This is a genomic window from Georgenia deserti (assembly GCF_042680605.1).
Classification (GTDB): domain Bacteria; phylum Actinomycetota; class Actinomycetes; order Actinomycetales; family Actinomycetaceae; genus Allobogoriella; species Allobogoriella deserti.
This window is the reverse complement of record NZ_JBHUEE010000006.1, coordinates 272,149-286,762: the sequence shown is the minus strand read 5'-3', so window position 1 is coordinate 286,762 and position 14,614 is coordinate 272,149. Positions and strand designations below refer to the sequence as shown.

Genomic DNA, 14,614 nt, shown 5'->3' with positions numbered 1-14,614 from the left:
GCGGATGGCTCTCACCAGCCAACGGCCAACTCCTCGATGAAGCCCTCCGCGCCCGGATGGGCACCCCCTCGGCGAACGACCCCCGCACCCAGACCCAGCGCCGCGCGAACGCGTTGACCGGCCTGGCCCACCTCGCCCTGGACTCCGGCACCCTCAAACCCGGCGCACGCATCCGCCCCCACCTCGCTGTCCACGTCTCCCACGAGACCCTCACCCACCTCATCCAAGCCACCCACCCCCACACAGACAACGACACCACCGCCATCGCCGTCAGCGCCGACAGCGGCACCACCGCCCAAGGCGCGGACGTCGACGGCACGAAGGTCGACAGCACGAAGGCCGACAGCACGAAGGTCGACGGCACGGGTGGCGACAGCGCGAAGGTCGACGGCACGGGCGCGGACGGCGACTCCGACGCTGTCGAGATCACGCCGACCACGACCAACACCACGACCAACACTGCGGCCGGCACCGACAGCACGGCCGGCACGATCAGCACGACCGGCACAGAGACCACGGCCGGCACAGCGACCACGACCGAGGCGGCCGGTACGGCCGGCTCGAACAGCTCCAGCAGTTCGAACGACACGGCCGGCACGGCCGGTTCCAACGCTTCGAACGGCTCGCAACAGACCAGCGGCTCGATCGAGCCGGCCCGGTCAGCCCTCGTTCCCGCCAGCCAGGAAACCGCCCACAGACCGGGCCAGAGACCCAGCCAGAGACCCAGCCAGAGACCCAGCCAGAGACCCGGCCTGAGACCCGGCAAAGCCTCCGGCGGCGTGCCGGACGGGATCATCATCCCCGCCAGCGTGGACAACACCATCATGACCGGGACCGAACCAGCCACCCTGACCGACGGCACCCCGATCAGTCCCCGTCAACTCGCCCGGCTCGCCTGTCAGTCCCAGATCCACCGCGTCATCTTCGGCCCCGACAGCGAAATCCTGGACTCCGGCCGCGAAGAACGCCTCTTCACCCCCGGCCAGACCCGCGCGATCATCGCCCGCGACCGACACTGCGTCTTCCCGGACTGCAACGCCCCGCCCGGCGAGGGCGAGATCCACCACAGCCTGTGGTGGTACGACCAATACGGCCCCACCCGCATCGACCTCGGACTCCTGGTCTGCTGGCACCACCACGACCACATCCACGCCCACGACATCACCGTCATCAGCAAAAACGGCCGATGGACCTTCCTCCGAGCCGACGGCACCGAAATCAAACCCACCCGACCACCCACCTGAACACGAGTCTGCAACCAGGCGCCCCCGCTCGGCAGCAACCGACGCCCGAGCTCGCCCGGTATCCCGACTCCGGCGCGCCGGGTATCGCGCCCGGTCACGAAGGGCCTAGGTCGTTACCATTTCGTGATCACCGTTACCGAAGCGTGACAATTGGCGGTCCGTGTGGTTACGGTCGGGCCGCTTCTCGAACCCTCCAGGGAAGTGCGCGGGCGGATGCCAAACCCTGCCGCCGTCCGCGGCCCCGACGGACCAGAGGCAGGGACGGGGGAACCACCGGACCGGGAGTGAACCCGGGCCAGGGGTGAAGCTCGGCCCAGCCGAGCCGGGTGCTCTCCATCCGAACCCGACAGCTCACCCCGTCGGCATCAAGGAGAGACACATGACCGCACGCACCAGGGCACGTCATCGCGCCGACGTGCGCCCCACGACGTTCCTCAGCGCCACGCCGGGCGGCCGATTCGCCCGCCGCGGCGCCCTGGCCACCGCCGCCGCCGGCCTCACCGTCGCGTTCGCGGCGCCCACGGCGTCGGCCGACACCGGCCACATCGTCGAGTCCGGGGACACCGTCTCCGAGATTGCGGCCGAGCAGGGCACGAGCGTCGAGGCGATCGCCGAGGCCAACGGCCTTGACTCCTCGGCCACCATCTACGTCGGTGACGAGCTGACCATCCCGGACGGCACGGAGGGCTCGATCGGTTCGAGCTCGTCGAGCAGCTCCGGCGAGACCAGCACCGAGACTGAGACCAGCACGGAGACCAGCACGGAGAGCTCCACCAGCAGCGCCGTGGACATCGCGCGCCAGTACGTCGGCACGCCGTACGTCTACGGCGGCTCGACACCGTCGGGCTTCGACTGCTCCGGCTTCACTCAGTACGTGTTCTCGCAGCTCGGTGTCGAGCTCCCGCGTAGCTCGAGCGAGCAGCTCTACGCCGGCACGCAGATCTCGCAGAGCGAGGCGCAGCCGGGCGACCTCGTGTGGTGGCCGGGTCACGTCGGCATCTACACCGGCGACAACCAGTACATCGCCGCGCACAGCCCGGGTAACCCGCTGTCCGAGCGTGAGATCTTCATGTCGGACCCGACCTTCATCCGCGTGGCCTGACCGGCCGCCACCTGCACGTCGGGCCCGCATCCTCCTCACGGATGCGGGCCCGACGTCTGTCATGGGGCGACCCTCCGGCCCGGTCGTGCGCCGACGGGTCCTGCTGTGGCCTGCAGCCGCGGACGGCGCTGATCCACCAACCACCGATGGACGATATTCAGAGCCGCCGGCGCGCCGGCGGCTCCGGAACGCTGAACGCGAGCAGGACGACGGCGAGGACACCCAGTCCGGCCAGGGCGAGATACATCGCTGCATAGCTGCCCAGCAGTTCCGCTCCCCCGGCACCCAGCCAGGGCGCCAGGGCGCTGGCCGCCATGATCGGGGCGGACAGAACTCCGGAGATCCGGCCGTAGGCGCGCGGCCCCCATCGATCGGTGACCGCGGTGGCCTGGAGCAACGTCGCGATCCCGCGGCCGACGCCCGCCGCGATCGCGACGAAGAGAAGCCATGCGGCATGGTTCGGGCCAAGGACGAAGGCCGCCGTGGTCACCGGAATGACGCCATAGACGACCAGCGTGCGGGGCCGGACACCGAGGCGTCGGTTCAGGGCGGCGTATCCGAGACGTCCGGCGACCTGGCCGATCCCACCGGCGCCGAGCGCGATCGCGGCGAGCGACGACGACGCGCCCCGCTCCGCGAGCAGCGGCACGAGGTTGATGAGGGCGGCGAACATGGCGAGGACGCCGGCCGTCATGCCCACCGTCAGCAGAACGAACGGCCGGCTCCGGACCACACCCTGGGCATAGCCGGCGTCGGAGGAGGCGACCCCCGGGGTGGCTTCGCGCGCACCCACCGCCCCCGGGGTGCCACCCTCCTGGCCCACCGGCGTCACCATCGGCTCGGCCGGCCATGGCCGGCGCAGGACAACGGCGTGCACCGGCACCGTGACGACAGCTAGTCCCACGGCCAGCGACAGGTATGTCTCCCGCCAGTCCCACCTGGCTGCGAGCACTTCAGTCAGCGGCGCAAAGACTGTACTGGCGAGGCCGGCGATCAGGGTGACAGCTGTCAGCGCGACCAGTCGACGCGGTCCGTACCACCGGGTCAAGGCCGCGAAAGCGGGTGGATAGAGCACGCCGGCCATGGCGAGGCCGGCCACGATCCAGCCGACGGCGAAGGCACCGAACGACGTCGCACGGGCGATCAACACCAACGCCAGGACGGCCAGCACCGAGCCCGCCGTCATCAGGACGTGCGGACCTCGACGGTCGAGCATGCGGCCGACGGGGATACCGACGACGGCCGCGACGACCAGGCCCGCGGAGAAGGCTGCGGTGATGGACGCGTTCGACCACCCGGTGTCCGCGGCGATCCGCGGCGCCAGCACCGGGAAGGCGTAGTACAGCACGCCCCAGCTGACAATCTCGGTGACACAGAGTCCGGCCAGCACGGTCCGGAGTGCGGGTCGATGCGGATCGGGTCGATGCGGACCGTCTCGGCCGCCGGGCGGCGCCGTGCCTGTCACCCGCCACACGCTACTGACCGTCCGTCCAGGCGCCCGGCGCACCGTCCGTCGAGAACGACGGCACCGGCCGGGAATACCGTGCCTACCTGGCCCGTTGACGCGAGCACTATACCCCCTAGGGGTATTGTGCACCAAGGAGCTGAGTGATGACGGAACGGACACACGCCATGCACGAACGGGACGAGCCTGTGGACCACGCCCACCACCAGCCGTCGGACGGCGCCGTGGACGACCACACGAACGGTGCCCGCGGCAGCGAGCACGGGGCGGGTGAGGACCACCCGGGGCACGGTGGCCACGGCCCGCACGGCGGACACGGGGACCAACCGGATCGCGGCGGACACGCCGAACACGGCGGCCACAGCCAGCACGGCGGACACGCCGACCATGTCGCCCAGTTCCGGCGTCTGTTCTGGTCCAACCTCGTCCTTGCCGTGCCGGTCGTCATGCTCTCGGCGATGTTCGCCACCCTTATGGGCTACGAGCTGCCCGAACACCCGGCCATCCGGTGGATCGCACCCGTCCTGGGCACCGCGATGTTCCTGTCGGGTGGACGCCCGTTCCTCACCGGCGCCGCAGACGAGCTCCGTTCCCGTCGGCCCGGGATGATGCTCCTCATCGGACTGGCCATCACCGTGGCCTTCGGCGCCTCCTGGGGCTCAACCCTCGGTCTGCTCGACGACCAACTCGAGTTCTGGTGGGAGCTGGCGCTGCTGATCGTCATCATGCTTCTCGGCCACTGGATCGAGATGCGGTCCTTGGCCCGAACCACCTCAGCCCTCGACTCCCTCGCCGCACTGCTGCCCGACCAGGCCGAGCGCGTCGACGACGACGCGATCGTCCCGGTCTCCCCGGACGAGTTGCGCGTGGGCGATGTCGTCGTCATCCGACCCGGCGGCTCGATCCCGGCCGACGGGCGCGTGGTGGACGGTCAGGCGGCGATGGACGAGTCCATGGTCACCGGCGAGTCCCGAACCGTCGCTCGGAGCGTCGGCGACGAGGTCACAGCGGGAACGGTCGCCACCGACTCGGGCCTCCGGGTCGAGGTCACCGCCACGGGCGAGGACACCGCCCTCGCCGGCATCCAGCGCCTGGTCAGCGACGCACAGAACTCCTCTTCCCGGGCGCAGCGACTGGCGGACACGGCCGCCGGCTGGCTGTTCTGGTTCGCCCTCGGCGCGGCCGCCATCACCGCCGTAGTCTGGTCGGCCGTCGGCGCGCCGGCCGACGCCGTCGTCCGCACCGTGACGGTCCTGGTCATCGCCTGTCCGCACGCGCTCGGTCTCGCCATCCCGCTGGTGGTCTCCATCGCGACCGAACGCGCTGCCCGCGGTGGCGTGCTGATCAAGGACAGGTTGGCACTGGAGCGCACGCGCACCGTCGACGTCGTGCTCTTCGACAAGACCGGCACGCTCACCACCGGCGAGCCGGCCGTCATCGACGTCGCCGCCGCCCAGGCCAACGACGCCGATGACGACGCCGTGCTGGCCACCGCGGCCGCGGCCGAGTCCGACAGCGAGCACCCGTTGGCTCGGGCGATCGTCCGCGCCGCGCACGAGCGCGGCCTCGACGTGCCGCGTGCGACAGGGTTCACTTCCGCGCCAGCCGTCGGCGTGACGGCACAGGTCGACGGCGAGGAGGTCCGGGTCGGTGGCCCGCGGCTACTCGAGGAAGCCGCCCTCAACGAACTCGATGAGGCGGCCGCCTGGCACGACGACGGCGCGACGGTCCTCCACGTCCTGCGCGCCGGCCGTGCGGTCGGCGCGGTGAAGCTGGTGGACGAGGTCCGGCCAGAGTCGCGCGCGGCCGTCGCCGATCTGCACGCACGCGGCATCGAGGTCGCGATGATCACCGGGGACGCTGAGGCTGTCGCGCGGACCGTCGCTGCGGACCTCGGTATCGACCGCTTCTTCGCCGGTGTCCGTCCCGGGGACAAGTCGGCGAAAGTCCGCGAGCTCCAGCAGGAAGGCCGCAGCGTCGCGATGGTCGGCGACGGGGTGAACGACGCCCCGGCCCTAACGCAGGCCGACGTGGGAATCGCCATCGGCGCGGGGACCGACGTCGCGATCGCCTCGGCCGGCGTCATCCTCGCCGGCGACGACCCGCGGTCGGTGCTGTCCGTCGTCGACCTCTCGCTGGCCAGCTACCGGAAGATGAAGCAGAACCTGTGGTGGGCGGCCGGCTACAACCTCATCTCGGTGCCACTTGCCGCAGGCGTGCTGGCGCCGGTCGGTTTCGTGATGCCGATGTCGATCGGCGCGCTGCTGATGTCCGCCTCCACCGTGGTGGTGGCGCTCAACGCCCAGCTGCTTCGGCGGCTGGATCTGCGGTCCCGCGACTGAAACCGAGCCCACCATTGACATCCGGCATATAGCTCAACGAGCATTGCCTCAATGAACACTGAAGCATCCACTCAGCGCCGTGCCGAGTTGCACGCCGCGCTGGCCGACCCTGGCCGGCTACGCGTGGTGGACACCCTGTCCCTCGGTGACGCCGCGCCGTCGGAGCTCGCCGAGGCGCTCCGGATGCCGTCGAACCTCCTCGCACACCACCTCAAGGTGCTGCAGGAAGCCGGCGTCGTGATCCGCCACCGCTCCGAGGGCGACCGACGCCGCAGCTACCTCCGGCTCGTCCCCGAGACGCTCGACCTGCTGAGCGTCCCGACCGGACGCACCGCACCGCGCGTGCTCTTCGTCTGCACCGGAAACTCCGCCCGTTCCCAGCTGGCGGCCGCTCTGTGGCAGCGCGTCAGCGCCGTGCCGGCCACCTCGGCCGGCACGCACCCGGCTCCCGCCGTCGCGGCCGGAGCCCTCGACGCCGCGCGCCGGCACGGCCTCGACCTGCGCGCCGCCAGCCCACGGCACGTCACCGACGTCCGCCACCACGACGACCTCCTGGTCACCGTCTGCGACCGCGCCCACGAGGAGCTCGACGTCCCGATCGACCTGCACTGGTCCGTGCCCGACCCCGCTGCGGTCGGTACGCCCGACGTGTTCGACGCTGCGTACGAGGAGCTCGACCGCCGGGTCAGCAATCTCGCCCCGCGCGTGACTCTGCCCGAGAACCCCACCCACGCCAGACCCACGACCCCGAAGGAGTCCCGATGACCGCCGAGACCACCACCGACCGTCCCAGCGTCATGTTCGTCTGCGTCCACAACGCCGGCCGGTCCCAGATGGCCGCCGGGTACATGTCCGCGCTCTCCCACGGCCGCGTCGAGGTCCGCTCCGCCGGTTCGGAACCGGCGGACCAGATCAACCCCGTCGCGGTGACCGCCATGGCCGAGGAAGGCATCGACATCACCGCCGAGCAGCCCAAGATCATCCGGCCCGACGACGTGGCCGCCTCCGACGTGGTCATCACCATGGGCTGCGGTGACACCTGCCCGTTCTTCCCCGGGGTCCGGTACGAGGACTGGGAGCTCGAGGACCCCGCGGGCAAGGACATCGAGGCCGTGCGTCGCGTCCGCGACGACATCCGCGGCCGCGTCGAAGAGCTCATCGCCGAGCTCGTTCCCGCCACCACCTGAAGGAGATGCCATGGACCCCACCCCGGCCGGAGGCCACGGACTGCCCGGCCTGCTCTCCCCGGAGCACGAGCTCCACACCATTACCGACGACCTGACCGCGAAGTTCCACGGCGTCTTCGCCGAGGAGACCGTCGAACGGGTCGTCTTCGAGTCGCACGCCGCCCTGGCCCGGACGGCCACGGTCACCGCGCATCTGCCCGTCCTCGCCGGCAAGTTCGCCCAGGACCGGCTCACCGCACTCGCGCAGGCCAAGGGCGCGGCACCGCACGACGTCCCGGAGGTGCTGTTCCTGTGCAGCCAGAACGCCGGGCGGTCCCAGATGGCCGCCGCCCTGCTCGATCACGCGGCGGCCGGGCGGGTGCACGTGCGCTCGGCCGGAACGGTGCCGTCCGCGACCATCCATCCCGAGGTCGTCACCGCCATGGAGGAGATCGGCGTCGACATCACCCACGAGTTCCCCAAACCGCTCACGGACGACGTCGTCCGCGCGGCCGACGTCGTGATCTCCATGGGCTGCGGCGACGTGTGTCCCATCTACCCCGGCAAGCGCTACGAGGGCTGGGACATCGAGGATCCCGCCGAGACGACGATCGAAGCCGTCCGGCGGATCCGTGACGAGATCGACGGACGCGTCCGTACGCTGCTCGCCGAGCTCGCGTCCGAGGATGACCGGACTGCCACACTGCAGTCGTGACGCGCCATGACGACTCGTCCGGCCCCTCCGCACCGTCCTCCGGTGGGCCGCCCGCATCCGGCGGCCCGCCCGGATCCGATAACGAGCCCGGCTCCGGCGACCGGCCAGCACGTGGCACCGTCCGCGAGGTGTTCACCGCCTTCCTCGGCCTGGGCCTGACCTCGTTCGGTGGCCCCATCGCCCACCTCGGGTACTTCCGCTCGGCGTTCGTCGAGCGACGGCGGTGGCTAAGCGAGAGCGCGTACGCCGATCTGGTGGCGCTGTGCCAGTTCCTCCCCGGGCCAGCCTCGAGCCAGGTGGGCATGGCACTCGGGCTCCGCCGCGCCGGCCTCGGCGGGATGCTCGCCGCCTGGACCGCATTCACGTTGCCGTCCGCCGCGCTGCTCGTCGCTTTCGCCTTCGGCGTTCAAGCCCTCGGCGCCGAAGCGGACGCCGGCTGGCTCCAGGGCCTGAAGGCCGCCGCCGTGGCCGTCGTCGCACATGCCGTGCTCGGCATGGCGCGCAGCCTGGCGCCGGACCGGGAACGCGCCGCCGTCGCGGTCGGCGGGATGGTGCTCGCCATGCTGCTGCCCTCCGCACTCGGGCAGGTGCTGGTGATCCTCGTTGCCGGCCTCATCGGTCTGGTCTGGCTCCGCCCGGAGCAGACCACGGCCGCCGGTGAGGGGCTGGCCGTGGCGTTGCGCCGGAGGTTCGCCGTCGTGTGTCTGGTGCTCTTCGCGCTGCTCCTCGCCGCGCTCCCGTTGGCCGCGGGCGCGACCCGCAACGGCGCCCTGGTGCTGATCGACAGCTTCTACCGCGCCGGAGCGTTGGTGTTCGGTGGCGGGCACGTCGTGCTCCCGCTGCTCCGTGCCGAGACGGTCCAGCCGGGCCTGGTCGCGGATCAGAACTTCCTCGCCGGTTACGGCGCGGCCCAGGCGGTTCCCGGTCCGCTGTTCACCTTCGCCGCCTACCTCGGCGCCGTCACAGAGTCCGGTCCGACCGGCCTGACCGGCGCCGCGATCGCGCTGCTGGCCATTTTCCTCCCCTCAGCGCTGCTCGTCCTCGGGGTGCTGCCCTTCTGGGAGCGGCTCCGCCGCGCGCCGCGCGCCCGCCGCGCCCTCATGGGTGTCAACGCGGGCGTGGTCGGTCTGCTCGCCGCCGCGCTCTACGACCCGGTGTTCACCGAGGGAGTCACGTCCGCCGTCGCCATGGCGATCGCCGCCGTCGCATTCGTGGCCCTCACCGCCTGGAAGGCGCCGGCATGGGGTGTCGTCGTCGCCGCGGCGCTGCTCGGTTGGGCCGTGCTGTGAGCACCGTCAGTCCGCTTCGAAGCGGTAGCCGACGCCGGGCTCGGTGATCAGGTGCCGCGGCGCGGAGGGATCCGCTTCGAGCTTGCGGCGCAGCTGGGCAAGGTAGACCCGCAGGTAGTTGGTCTCTCTCGCGTACCGCGGCCCCCACACCGCCTGGAGCAGGTCCCGCCGCGGAACCAGAGCGCCCTGCGCGCGCACGAGGACCTCGAGCAGATCCCACTCGGTCGGCGTCAGGTGCACCTGCCGGCCGTCGCGTTCGATCCGGTGGGCGGAGAGGTCGATGGCCAGCTCGCCGGCCCGGACCACCGCGGCGGACGAGGACGGACCGGCCCGCCGCAAGGCCGCATTCAGCCGGGCGAGCAGCTCGCCCATCCCGAACGGCTTGGTCACGTAGTCGTCGGCGCCGGCCTCCAGCGCCTCGATCTTGGTCTGTTCGGCATCGCGGGCGGAGAGCACCAGGATGGGCAGTTGCGACCAGGAGCGCAGCCCACGCACCACCTCGATACCGTCCACGTCCGGCAGGCCGAGGTCCACCACGGCCACGGCCGGCGGGTCCCGGCGCGCGGCCGCCAGCGCACTCGCGCCGTTGCCGGCGGCGTCGACCTCGAAGCCCCGCACCTCGAGGCTGATCGTCAGGGTCCGGACGAGCGCGGCGTCGTCCTCGACGAGCAAGAGCCTCACGGCGGGGACTCCCCGTGTCCCGTGGCGGGCTCGCCCGTGCCAGCACCGGGTCCGGCCGCGCCCGTGCTGGGTCCGGCCGCACCGTCGTCGGCCATCGGCAGTGCCACCGGCAGTGCCACCGACATCGTCAGGCCGCCACCCGGGGTCTGCGACGGGGTGAGGGTCGCTCCCATCGCTCCGGCCAACCCGTCGGCGATCGCCAGGCCGAGTCCGACGTGCGAGTCCGTGCCACGGTCGTCGAGCCGCTGGAGCGGGACGAACATGCGCTCCCACGCCTCGGGCGGGACGCCGGGCCCATGGTCGATGACCCGCACATCCACCGGCACCGTCCCGGACCTGGTGTCCTCCTCGGCCTCGGTCCCGCCCTCGGCCTCGGCCTCGGGCCGTCCAGTTCCCACCGCTGCGGTGATCTCCACCGGCGTGCCCGCCGGGCTGTAGCGGACGGCGTTCTGCACGAGGTTGTCGAGCACCCGTTCCAGCAGTGCCGCGTCGGCGCGCACCGGGGGGAGCGCGTCCGGCAGCTCGACGGCAACCGCGCCGGACGGCACGCCGTCCAGGACTCTGGCGAGGACCTCCTCCAGCTCGACCTGCTCGTGCCGGGCGGTCAGCGCACCCGACTGCAGGCGACTCATGTCGAGCAGGTTGGTGATCACCCGGGTCAGTCGGTCGGTGGACTCCTCGATCGTCGCCAGCAGGTTCTCCCGCTGCTCCGGTGAGTAGTCGACGTCGTCCTGGCGCAGCGTGCTCACGGCCGCCTTGGTCCCGGCCAGCGGGGTGCGCAGGTCGTGGCCGACGGCGGCGATGAGCGCGGAACGGACGCGGTCCGCCGCCTCCAGCTCACGGGTGGCGGCGGCCTGCTCGGCGAGTCGCTCCCGGTACGCCGCGCGGTCCCGTGCCCCGAGCTCGACGAGCGCGCTGACGATGGCCGCCACGACGACGAAGACGGACAGCTCGACGATGGCATCGCGCTCGGCGACCTGCAGCGTGTAGTACGGGATCGTCAGGAACCAGTTCGCGAGTGCGAAGGACACCGCAGCCGCGACCAGTCCGGGCAGCAGCCCACCGATCGCGGCGATGACGACGACGGCGAGCAGGTAGAGCAGCAGCAGGCTGCCGAGCGCGAATGCATCCCGCAGCGCCACCGTGGCCACGGTGGTCAGCGGTAGCGCCACCACGATGAGCACCACCGCGGTGATGCGGCGCGCCGGCGCGACCCCGCCTCGACCCGGCGCGGGGGCTCTCGGGGTGATGCGTGTGGCCTCGGACACGGCCACAGCCTGGCACAACGCCGGGCAGGCCGACCCTTCGTGATCTTGACGGAATCCTGACGCCCGGAGACCCCGTTGTGGCGCCCGCGGCGGCGCCGACGTTCCTAGGCTCGACTGCGCCATCGAGGACGGAGAGTCCGCCCCCGGGTCGAGATCAACGAGAGGAGCGCGCGGGGATGAGCAGAAGCCACCCCGCGACGGCCGTCCGGCCGCCACGGTCGGTCCCTCGCCCGCCGGCACCGCAGGGGAACCGGTGGCAACGATGGCGTCGCGTGCTGCGCGAGCGGCGCCGCCTCGCCGGGCCCGGACAGGAGGTCAACCCGCGCCGGCCGGTCCAGATGGTCGCGCTCGGGTTCGTCGCCGGGATCGCCGTCGGCACGCTGCTGTTGCTCCTCCCGGTGGCGACCACCGGAGAACACGCGAGCTTCCTCGAGGCCTTCTTCACCGCGGTCTCGGCCATCTGCGTGACCGGGCTGATCGTCGTCGACACCCCGGAGTACTGGAGCGGCTTCGGCCAGGCGGTCATCGCCGTGCTGATCCAGATCGGCGGCTTCGGCGTCATGACGATGGCCTCGGTACTCGGCCTGATGATCTCGCGCCGCCTCGGGCTGCAGACCCGTCGCGTCGCCGCAGCCTCGACCCGGACGCTGAGCCTGGGCGACGTCGCCTCACTGCTGCTGACCGTGCTGCGCACCACGATCATCCTCGAGGCGGCGGTCACCGTGATTCTGACGGCGCGCTGGATGATCGGCTACGGCGAGCCGTTCGGGCGGGCGCTGTGGCTCGGCCTCTTCCACGCCATCTCCGCGTTCAACAACGCCGGCTTCGCCCTGTACAGCGACAGCCTCATGGGATTCGCCACCGATCCGTGGATCTGCGTCCCGATCATGCTCGCGTTCGTCCTCGGCGGCATCGGCTTCCCGGTGCTCATCGAGCTCTACCGCCACCTCCGCACGCCACGTCGGTGGACGCTGCACACCAAGATCACCGTGCTCGCCACCGCCGTCCTGGTGCCGGCCGGCACGCTGTTCGTCCTCGTCGCGGAGTGGAACAACCCGGGCACGCTGGGCCCGCTGGACGGGCCGGGAAAGGTGCTCGCCGCGCTCTTCCAGGGCGTCACCCCGCGTACGGCCGGGTTCAACAGTGTCGACATCGGTCAGATGAACACCGGGACATGGCTCGGCCTCGACGTCCTCATGTTCATCGGCGGCGGGAGCGGTGGCACCGCCGGCGGCATCAAGGTGACGACGTTCGCGCTGCTCGGTTTCGTCATCTGGGCCGAGCTGCGCGGTGACCGAGACGTCGCGGCCTTCCACCGGCGCGTGCCGCCACGGACGGTCCGTGAAGCCGTCACGGTCGCGCTGCTGGCGGTCGCCGCGGTGATGGGCTCGACGATCGTCCTGGCGATGAGCTCACCGTTCGACCTGGACCAGATCCTGTTCGAGGTGATCTCCGCGTTCGGCACGGTCGGGCTGTCCACCGGGATCACCGCGGACCTGGCGCCGGGCCACCAGGTCCTGTTGTGCGTCCTGATGTTCCTCGGCCGCCTCGGACCGATCACCCTCGGCACGGCGCTGGCGATGCGCAGTCACCAGCAGGCGTTCCGCTACCCCGAGTCGACAGCGGTCATCGGCTGAGGGACGGCCCCGACCGACGCCGTCGCCGACCGAGGGCCGACATCGGGCGAGAACGGACCAGGTCAGGTTCGGTCCTCGAGCAGCGGCCCGTCGACGCGGTACCGGGCGCACAGGAACGGCCCCGATCCGGCCGTCTCGAGCAGCTCGAGCTCGAGGCGGCGGTTCAGCAGCGGACGGCCGCTGCCGAGCGTGACGGGCGCGACGGTGGCGATCACCTCGTCGAGCAGACCGGCGTCGGCGAACTGCCCGGCCAGGTCCCCGCCGCCGACGAGCCACAGGTTCTTCCCGCCGGCCGCCGCGACCATCGCGTCGTAGACCTCCCGCACGTCCCCGGAGGCGAGCCGGACGTCGCGCCCGTCCGTCACCTCCAGATCACGGGTGGTCATCACCCACGCCGGCATGGCGTAGGGCCATCCGGTACCCATCTCGGCCGCGACATCGTCGTGATGCCGCAGGATCCACTCGTACGTCGTCGACCCCATGACGATGGCACCGATGCCGGCGATGAAACGCTCGTAGCCGAACCGCGCCGCGGCGTCGTCCTCGGCCTCGCCGTCCTCGGGGCCCTCCTGGGGTTGCCGGAGCAGCCAGTCCAGGGAGTCCTGCGGGTCGGCGATGAAGCCGTCGAGGCTGGTGGCGGTGTAGTAGGTCAGGGTGGTCATCGGATCTCCTCTCCGGGGATGTCACCGCGGCGGCGGCGGAACCATTCGATGGGGTCGCCGTGATCGACGTCGTACCCGGCCTCCCGCAGCATGAGCCGCACCGTCTGACGTCGGTGCGCGGCGTAGGTGAGCACATGGGCGATGACGCTGCTCATCACGAAGCTCTCCGGCGGATCGCACAGGGCGTCGATCAAGCGGTCGTCCCAGCCACCACGGCGGTCGATGTCCCGCACGGCGGCCAGCCACCGCGGTGCGACGGCGTCGTGGCGGCGCAGCAGCGCGTCGGCGTCGGCGGCGTGGTCCCGGTCCGGCTCGTCGAGCCCTTCGATCGAGGCGAGCCAGGTCTCCTTCGAGCCGACCTGCCGCTCGAGCACTGCCTGGATGGTCGGTTCGGGGCCGTCCCAGCTGAGCACGGTGGCGCCGGGCCGTCGCTCGGCGAGGAACTCCTCGCGCGGGAGTTGCTGTACGAGTTCGAGCAGGTCGCGGGTGTCGTCGAGGTCGTGCTCGATCAGTTGCTCGGCCAGCGGGTTCATCGATCGTTCCTTCGCTGCGACCCAGAGGGATGTCGGTGGGTGGAAGTGGATGCCGTTCGGTGCGGGTAACCAGTGCCCGCTCACCGGGCGGCTCGGTGTGTGCCCATAGGCGCGGGCGAAGGCACGGCTGAACCCGTCCACCGACTCGTAGCCGGCGTCCCACGCCGCGTCGGTCACGCTGGCTCCGCCGAGCAGCTGCCAGGCAGCGCGCTCGAGCATGACCCGCCGCCGCATCGCCACCGGCGCCTCACCCGTGTCCCGGGAGAGCAGCCGGCTGAAGTGGTACGGCGAGGTGTACGCGCCGCCGGCCATGTCCTCGAGTGTGCGGTGCTCCTCGTCGAGGACGGCGTCCAGGAGCGCACGCAGCCGATCTCGTCCGGACGAACCCATGTGGACCAGTGTTGCGGGTGGGTCCGGCCCGCCGCCCGACCGTTCTTGCGCATCACGCCGCCGCCGAGAGCCCAACCCTCCGATGCTCAGCCGCCGAGAGCGGAAACCTGTGCCGTGAGC

General features: G+C 71.5%; 13 protein-coding genes and 1 riboswitch. Of the genes, 8 read left to right on the top strand and 5 right to left on the bottom strand.

Annotation, left to right across the window (positions count from 1 at the left end; translation table 11 throughout):
- Positions 1 to 1,244 (top strand): DUF222 domain-containing protein (locus ACFSE6_RS12955; protein WP_388007648.1); only part of this gene is annotated, 1,244 nt, incomplete at its 5' end.
- A gap of 214 nt (positions 1,245 to 1,458) precedes the next feature.
- Positions 1,459 to 1,624: riboswitch (cyclic di-AMP (ydaO/yuaA leader) on the top strand.
- Positions 1,624 to 2,346 (top strand): C40 family peptidase, encoded by a 723-nt coding sequence (locus tag ACFSE6_RS12950; RefSeq protein WP_388007646.1) that lies wholly within the window; start codon positions 1,624 to 1,626, stop codon positions 2,344 to 2,346. It overlaps the preceding riboswitch by 1 nt.
- A gap of 157 nt (positions 2,347 to 2,503) precedes the next feature.
- Here the strand turns inward: ACFSE6_RS12950 and ACFSE6_RS12945 are convergent, their stop codons facing one another.
- Entirely contained in the window at positions 2,504 to 3,811 is a 1,308-nt protein-coding gene (locus ACFSE6_RS12945; protein ID WP_388007644.1) for an MFS transporter, read from the bottom strand.
- A 146-nt stretch (positions 3,812 to 3,957) separates the two neighbouring features.
- Between ACFSE6_RS12945 and ACFSE6_RS12940 the strand changes: the two genes are divergently transcribed.
- From ACFSE6_RS12940 to chrA, 5 genes are all read left to right on the top strand, one after another.
- On the top strand, positions 3,958 to 6,153 hold the full coding sequence (locus ACFSE6_RS12940; RefSeq protein ID WP_388007642.1) for a heavy metal translocating P-type ATPase: 2,196 nt from the start codon (positions 3,958 to 3,960) through the stop codon (positions 6,151 to 6,153).
- Positions 6,154 to 6,204: 51 nt separating this feature from the next.
- On the top strand, positions 6,205 to 6,918 hold the full coding sequence (locus ACFSE6_RS12935) for an arsenate reductase/protein-tyrosine-phosphatase family protein (RefSeq protein ID WP_388007639.1): 714 nt from the start codon (positions 6,205 to 6,207) through the stop codon (positions 6,916 to 6,918).
- Entirely contained in the window at positions 6,915 to 7,340 is a 426-nt protein-coding gene (locus ACFSE6_RS12930) for an arsenate reductase ArsC (protein WP_388007636.1), read from the top strand. Before ACFSE6_RS12935 ends, ACFSE6_RS12930 begins: the two co-directional genes overlap by 4 nt.
- A 10-nt stretch (positions 7,341 to 7,350) precedes the next feature.
- Positions 7,351 to 8,034 (top strand): arsenate reductase ArsC, encoded by a 684-nt coding sequence (locus ACFSE6_RS12925; RefSeq protein WP_388007633.1) that lies wholly within the window; start codon positions 7,351 to 7,353, stop codon positions 8,032 to 8,034.
- Positions 8,035 to 8,162: 128 nt separating this feature from the next.
- Positions 8,163 to 9,323 carry a chromate efflux transporter gene (chrA, locus tag ACFSE6_RS12920; protein WP_388007630.1) on the top strand — a complete coding sequence of 387 codons (1,161 nt, stop codon included), beginning with the start codon at positions 8,163 to 8,165 and terminating at the stop codon, positions 9,321 to 9,323.
- A gap of 6 nt (positions 9,324 to 9,329) precedes the next feature.
- Here the strand turns inward: chrA and ACFSE6_RS12915 are convergent, their stop codons facing one another.
- Positions 9,330 to 10,004 carry a response regulator gene (locus ACFSE6_RS12915; RefSeq protein WP_388007627.1) on the bottom strand — a complete coding sequence of 225 codons (675 nt, stop codon included), beginning with the start codon at positions 10,002 to 10,004 and terminating at the stop codon, positions 9,330 to 9,332.
- Complete coding sequence (locus tag ACFSE6_RS12910) at positions 10,001 to 11,272, bottom strand: sensor histidine kinase (RefSeq protein WP_388007624.1); 1,272 nt, start codon at positions 11,270 to 11,272, stop codon at positions 10,001 to 10,003. The genes ACFSE6_RS12915 and ACFSE6_RS12910 overlap by 4 nt, the downstream gene beginning before the upstream one ends.
- Before the next feature lie 338 nt (positions 11,273 to 11,610).
- Here ACFSE6_RS12910 and ACFSE6_RS12905 point away from each other — a divergent pair, with 338 nt between their 5' ends.
- Positions 11,611 to 12,909, top strand: a complete 1,299-nt coding sequence (locus tag ACFSE6_RS12905; protein ID WP_465254155.1) for a TrkH family potassium uptake protein — start codon at positions 11,611 to 11,613, stop codon at positions 12,907 to 12,909.
- A gap of 62 nt (positions 12,910 to 12,971) precedes the next feature.
- On the opposite strand, the gene ACFSE6_RS12900 is transcribed toward ACFSE6_RS12905, so the two are convergent.
- Both ACFSE6_RS12900 and ACFSE6_RS12895 read right to left on the bottom strand, forming a co-directional pair.
- On the bottom strand, positions 12,972 to 13,571 hold the full coding sequence (locus tag ACFSE6_RS12900) for a dihydrofolate reductase family protein (RefSeq protein ID WP_388007618.1): 600 nt from the start codon (positions 13,569 to 13,571) through the stop codon (positions 12,972 to 12,974).
- Positions 13,568 to 14,494: a helix-turn-helix transcriptional regulator gene (locus ACFSE6_RS12895; RefSeq protein ID WP_388007615.1), complete on the bottom strand. Its 927-nt coding sequence runs from the start codon at positions 14,492 to 14,494 to the stop codon at positions 13,568 to 13,570. The genes ACFSE6_RS12900 and ACFSE6_RS12895 overlap by 4 nt, the downstream gene beginning before the upstream one ends.
- Positions 14,495 to 14,614 lie beyond the last annotated feature (120 nt).

Coding starts and splice junctions, on each gene's coding strand:
- ACFSE6_RS12925 (WP_388007633.1), top strand. CDS start 7,351: ATGGACCCCACCCCGGCCGGAGGCCACGGACTGCCCGGCCTGCTCTCC.
- ACFSE6_RS12905 (WP_465254155.1), top strand. CDS start 11,611: ATGGTCGCGCTCGGGTTCGTCGCCGGGATCGCCGTCGGCACGCTGCTG.
- ACFSE6_RS12900 (WP_388007618.1), bottom strand. CDS start 13,571: ATGACCACCCTGACCTACTACACCGCCACCAGCCTCGACGGCTTCATC.
- ACFSE6_RS12930 (WP_388007636.1), top strand. CDS start 6,915: ATGACCGCCGAGACCACCACCGACCGTCCCAGCGTCATGTTCGTCTGC.
- ACFSE6_RS12940 (WP_388007642.1), top strand. CDS start 3,958: ATGACGGAACGGACACACGCCATGCACGAACGGGACGAGCCTGTGGAC.
- ACFSE6_RS12935 (WP_388007639.1), top strand. CDS start 6,205: ATGAACACTGAAGCATCCACTCAGCGCCGTGCCGAGTTGCACGCCGCG.
- ACFSE6_RS12950 (WP_388007646.1), top strand. CDS start 1,624: ATGACCGCACGCACCAGGGCACGTCATCGCGCCGACGTGCGCCCCACG.
- ACFSE6_RS12895 (WP_388007615.1), bottom strand. CDS start 14,494: ATGGGTTCGTCCGGACGAGATCGGCTGCGTGCGCTCCTGGACGCCGTC.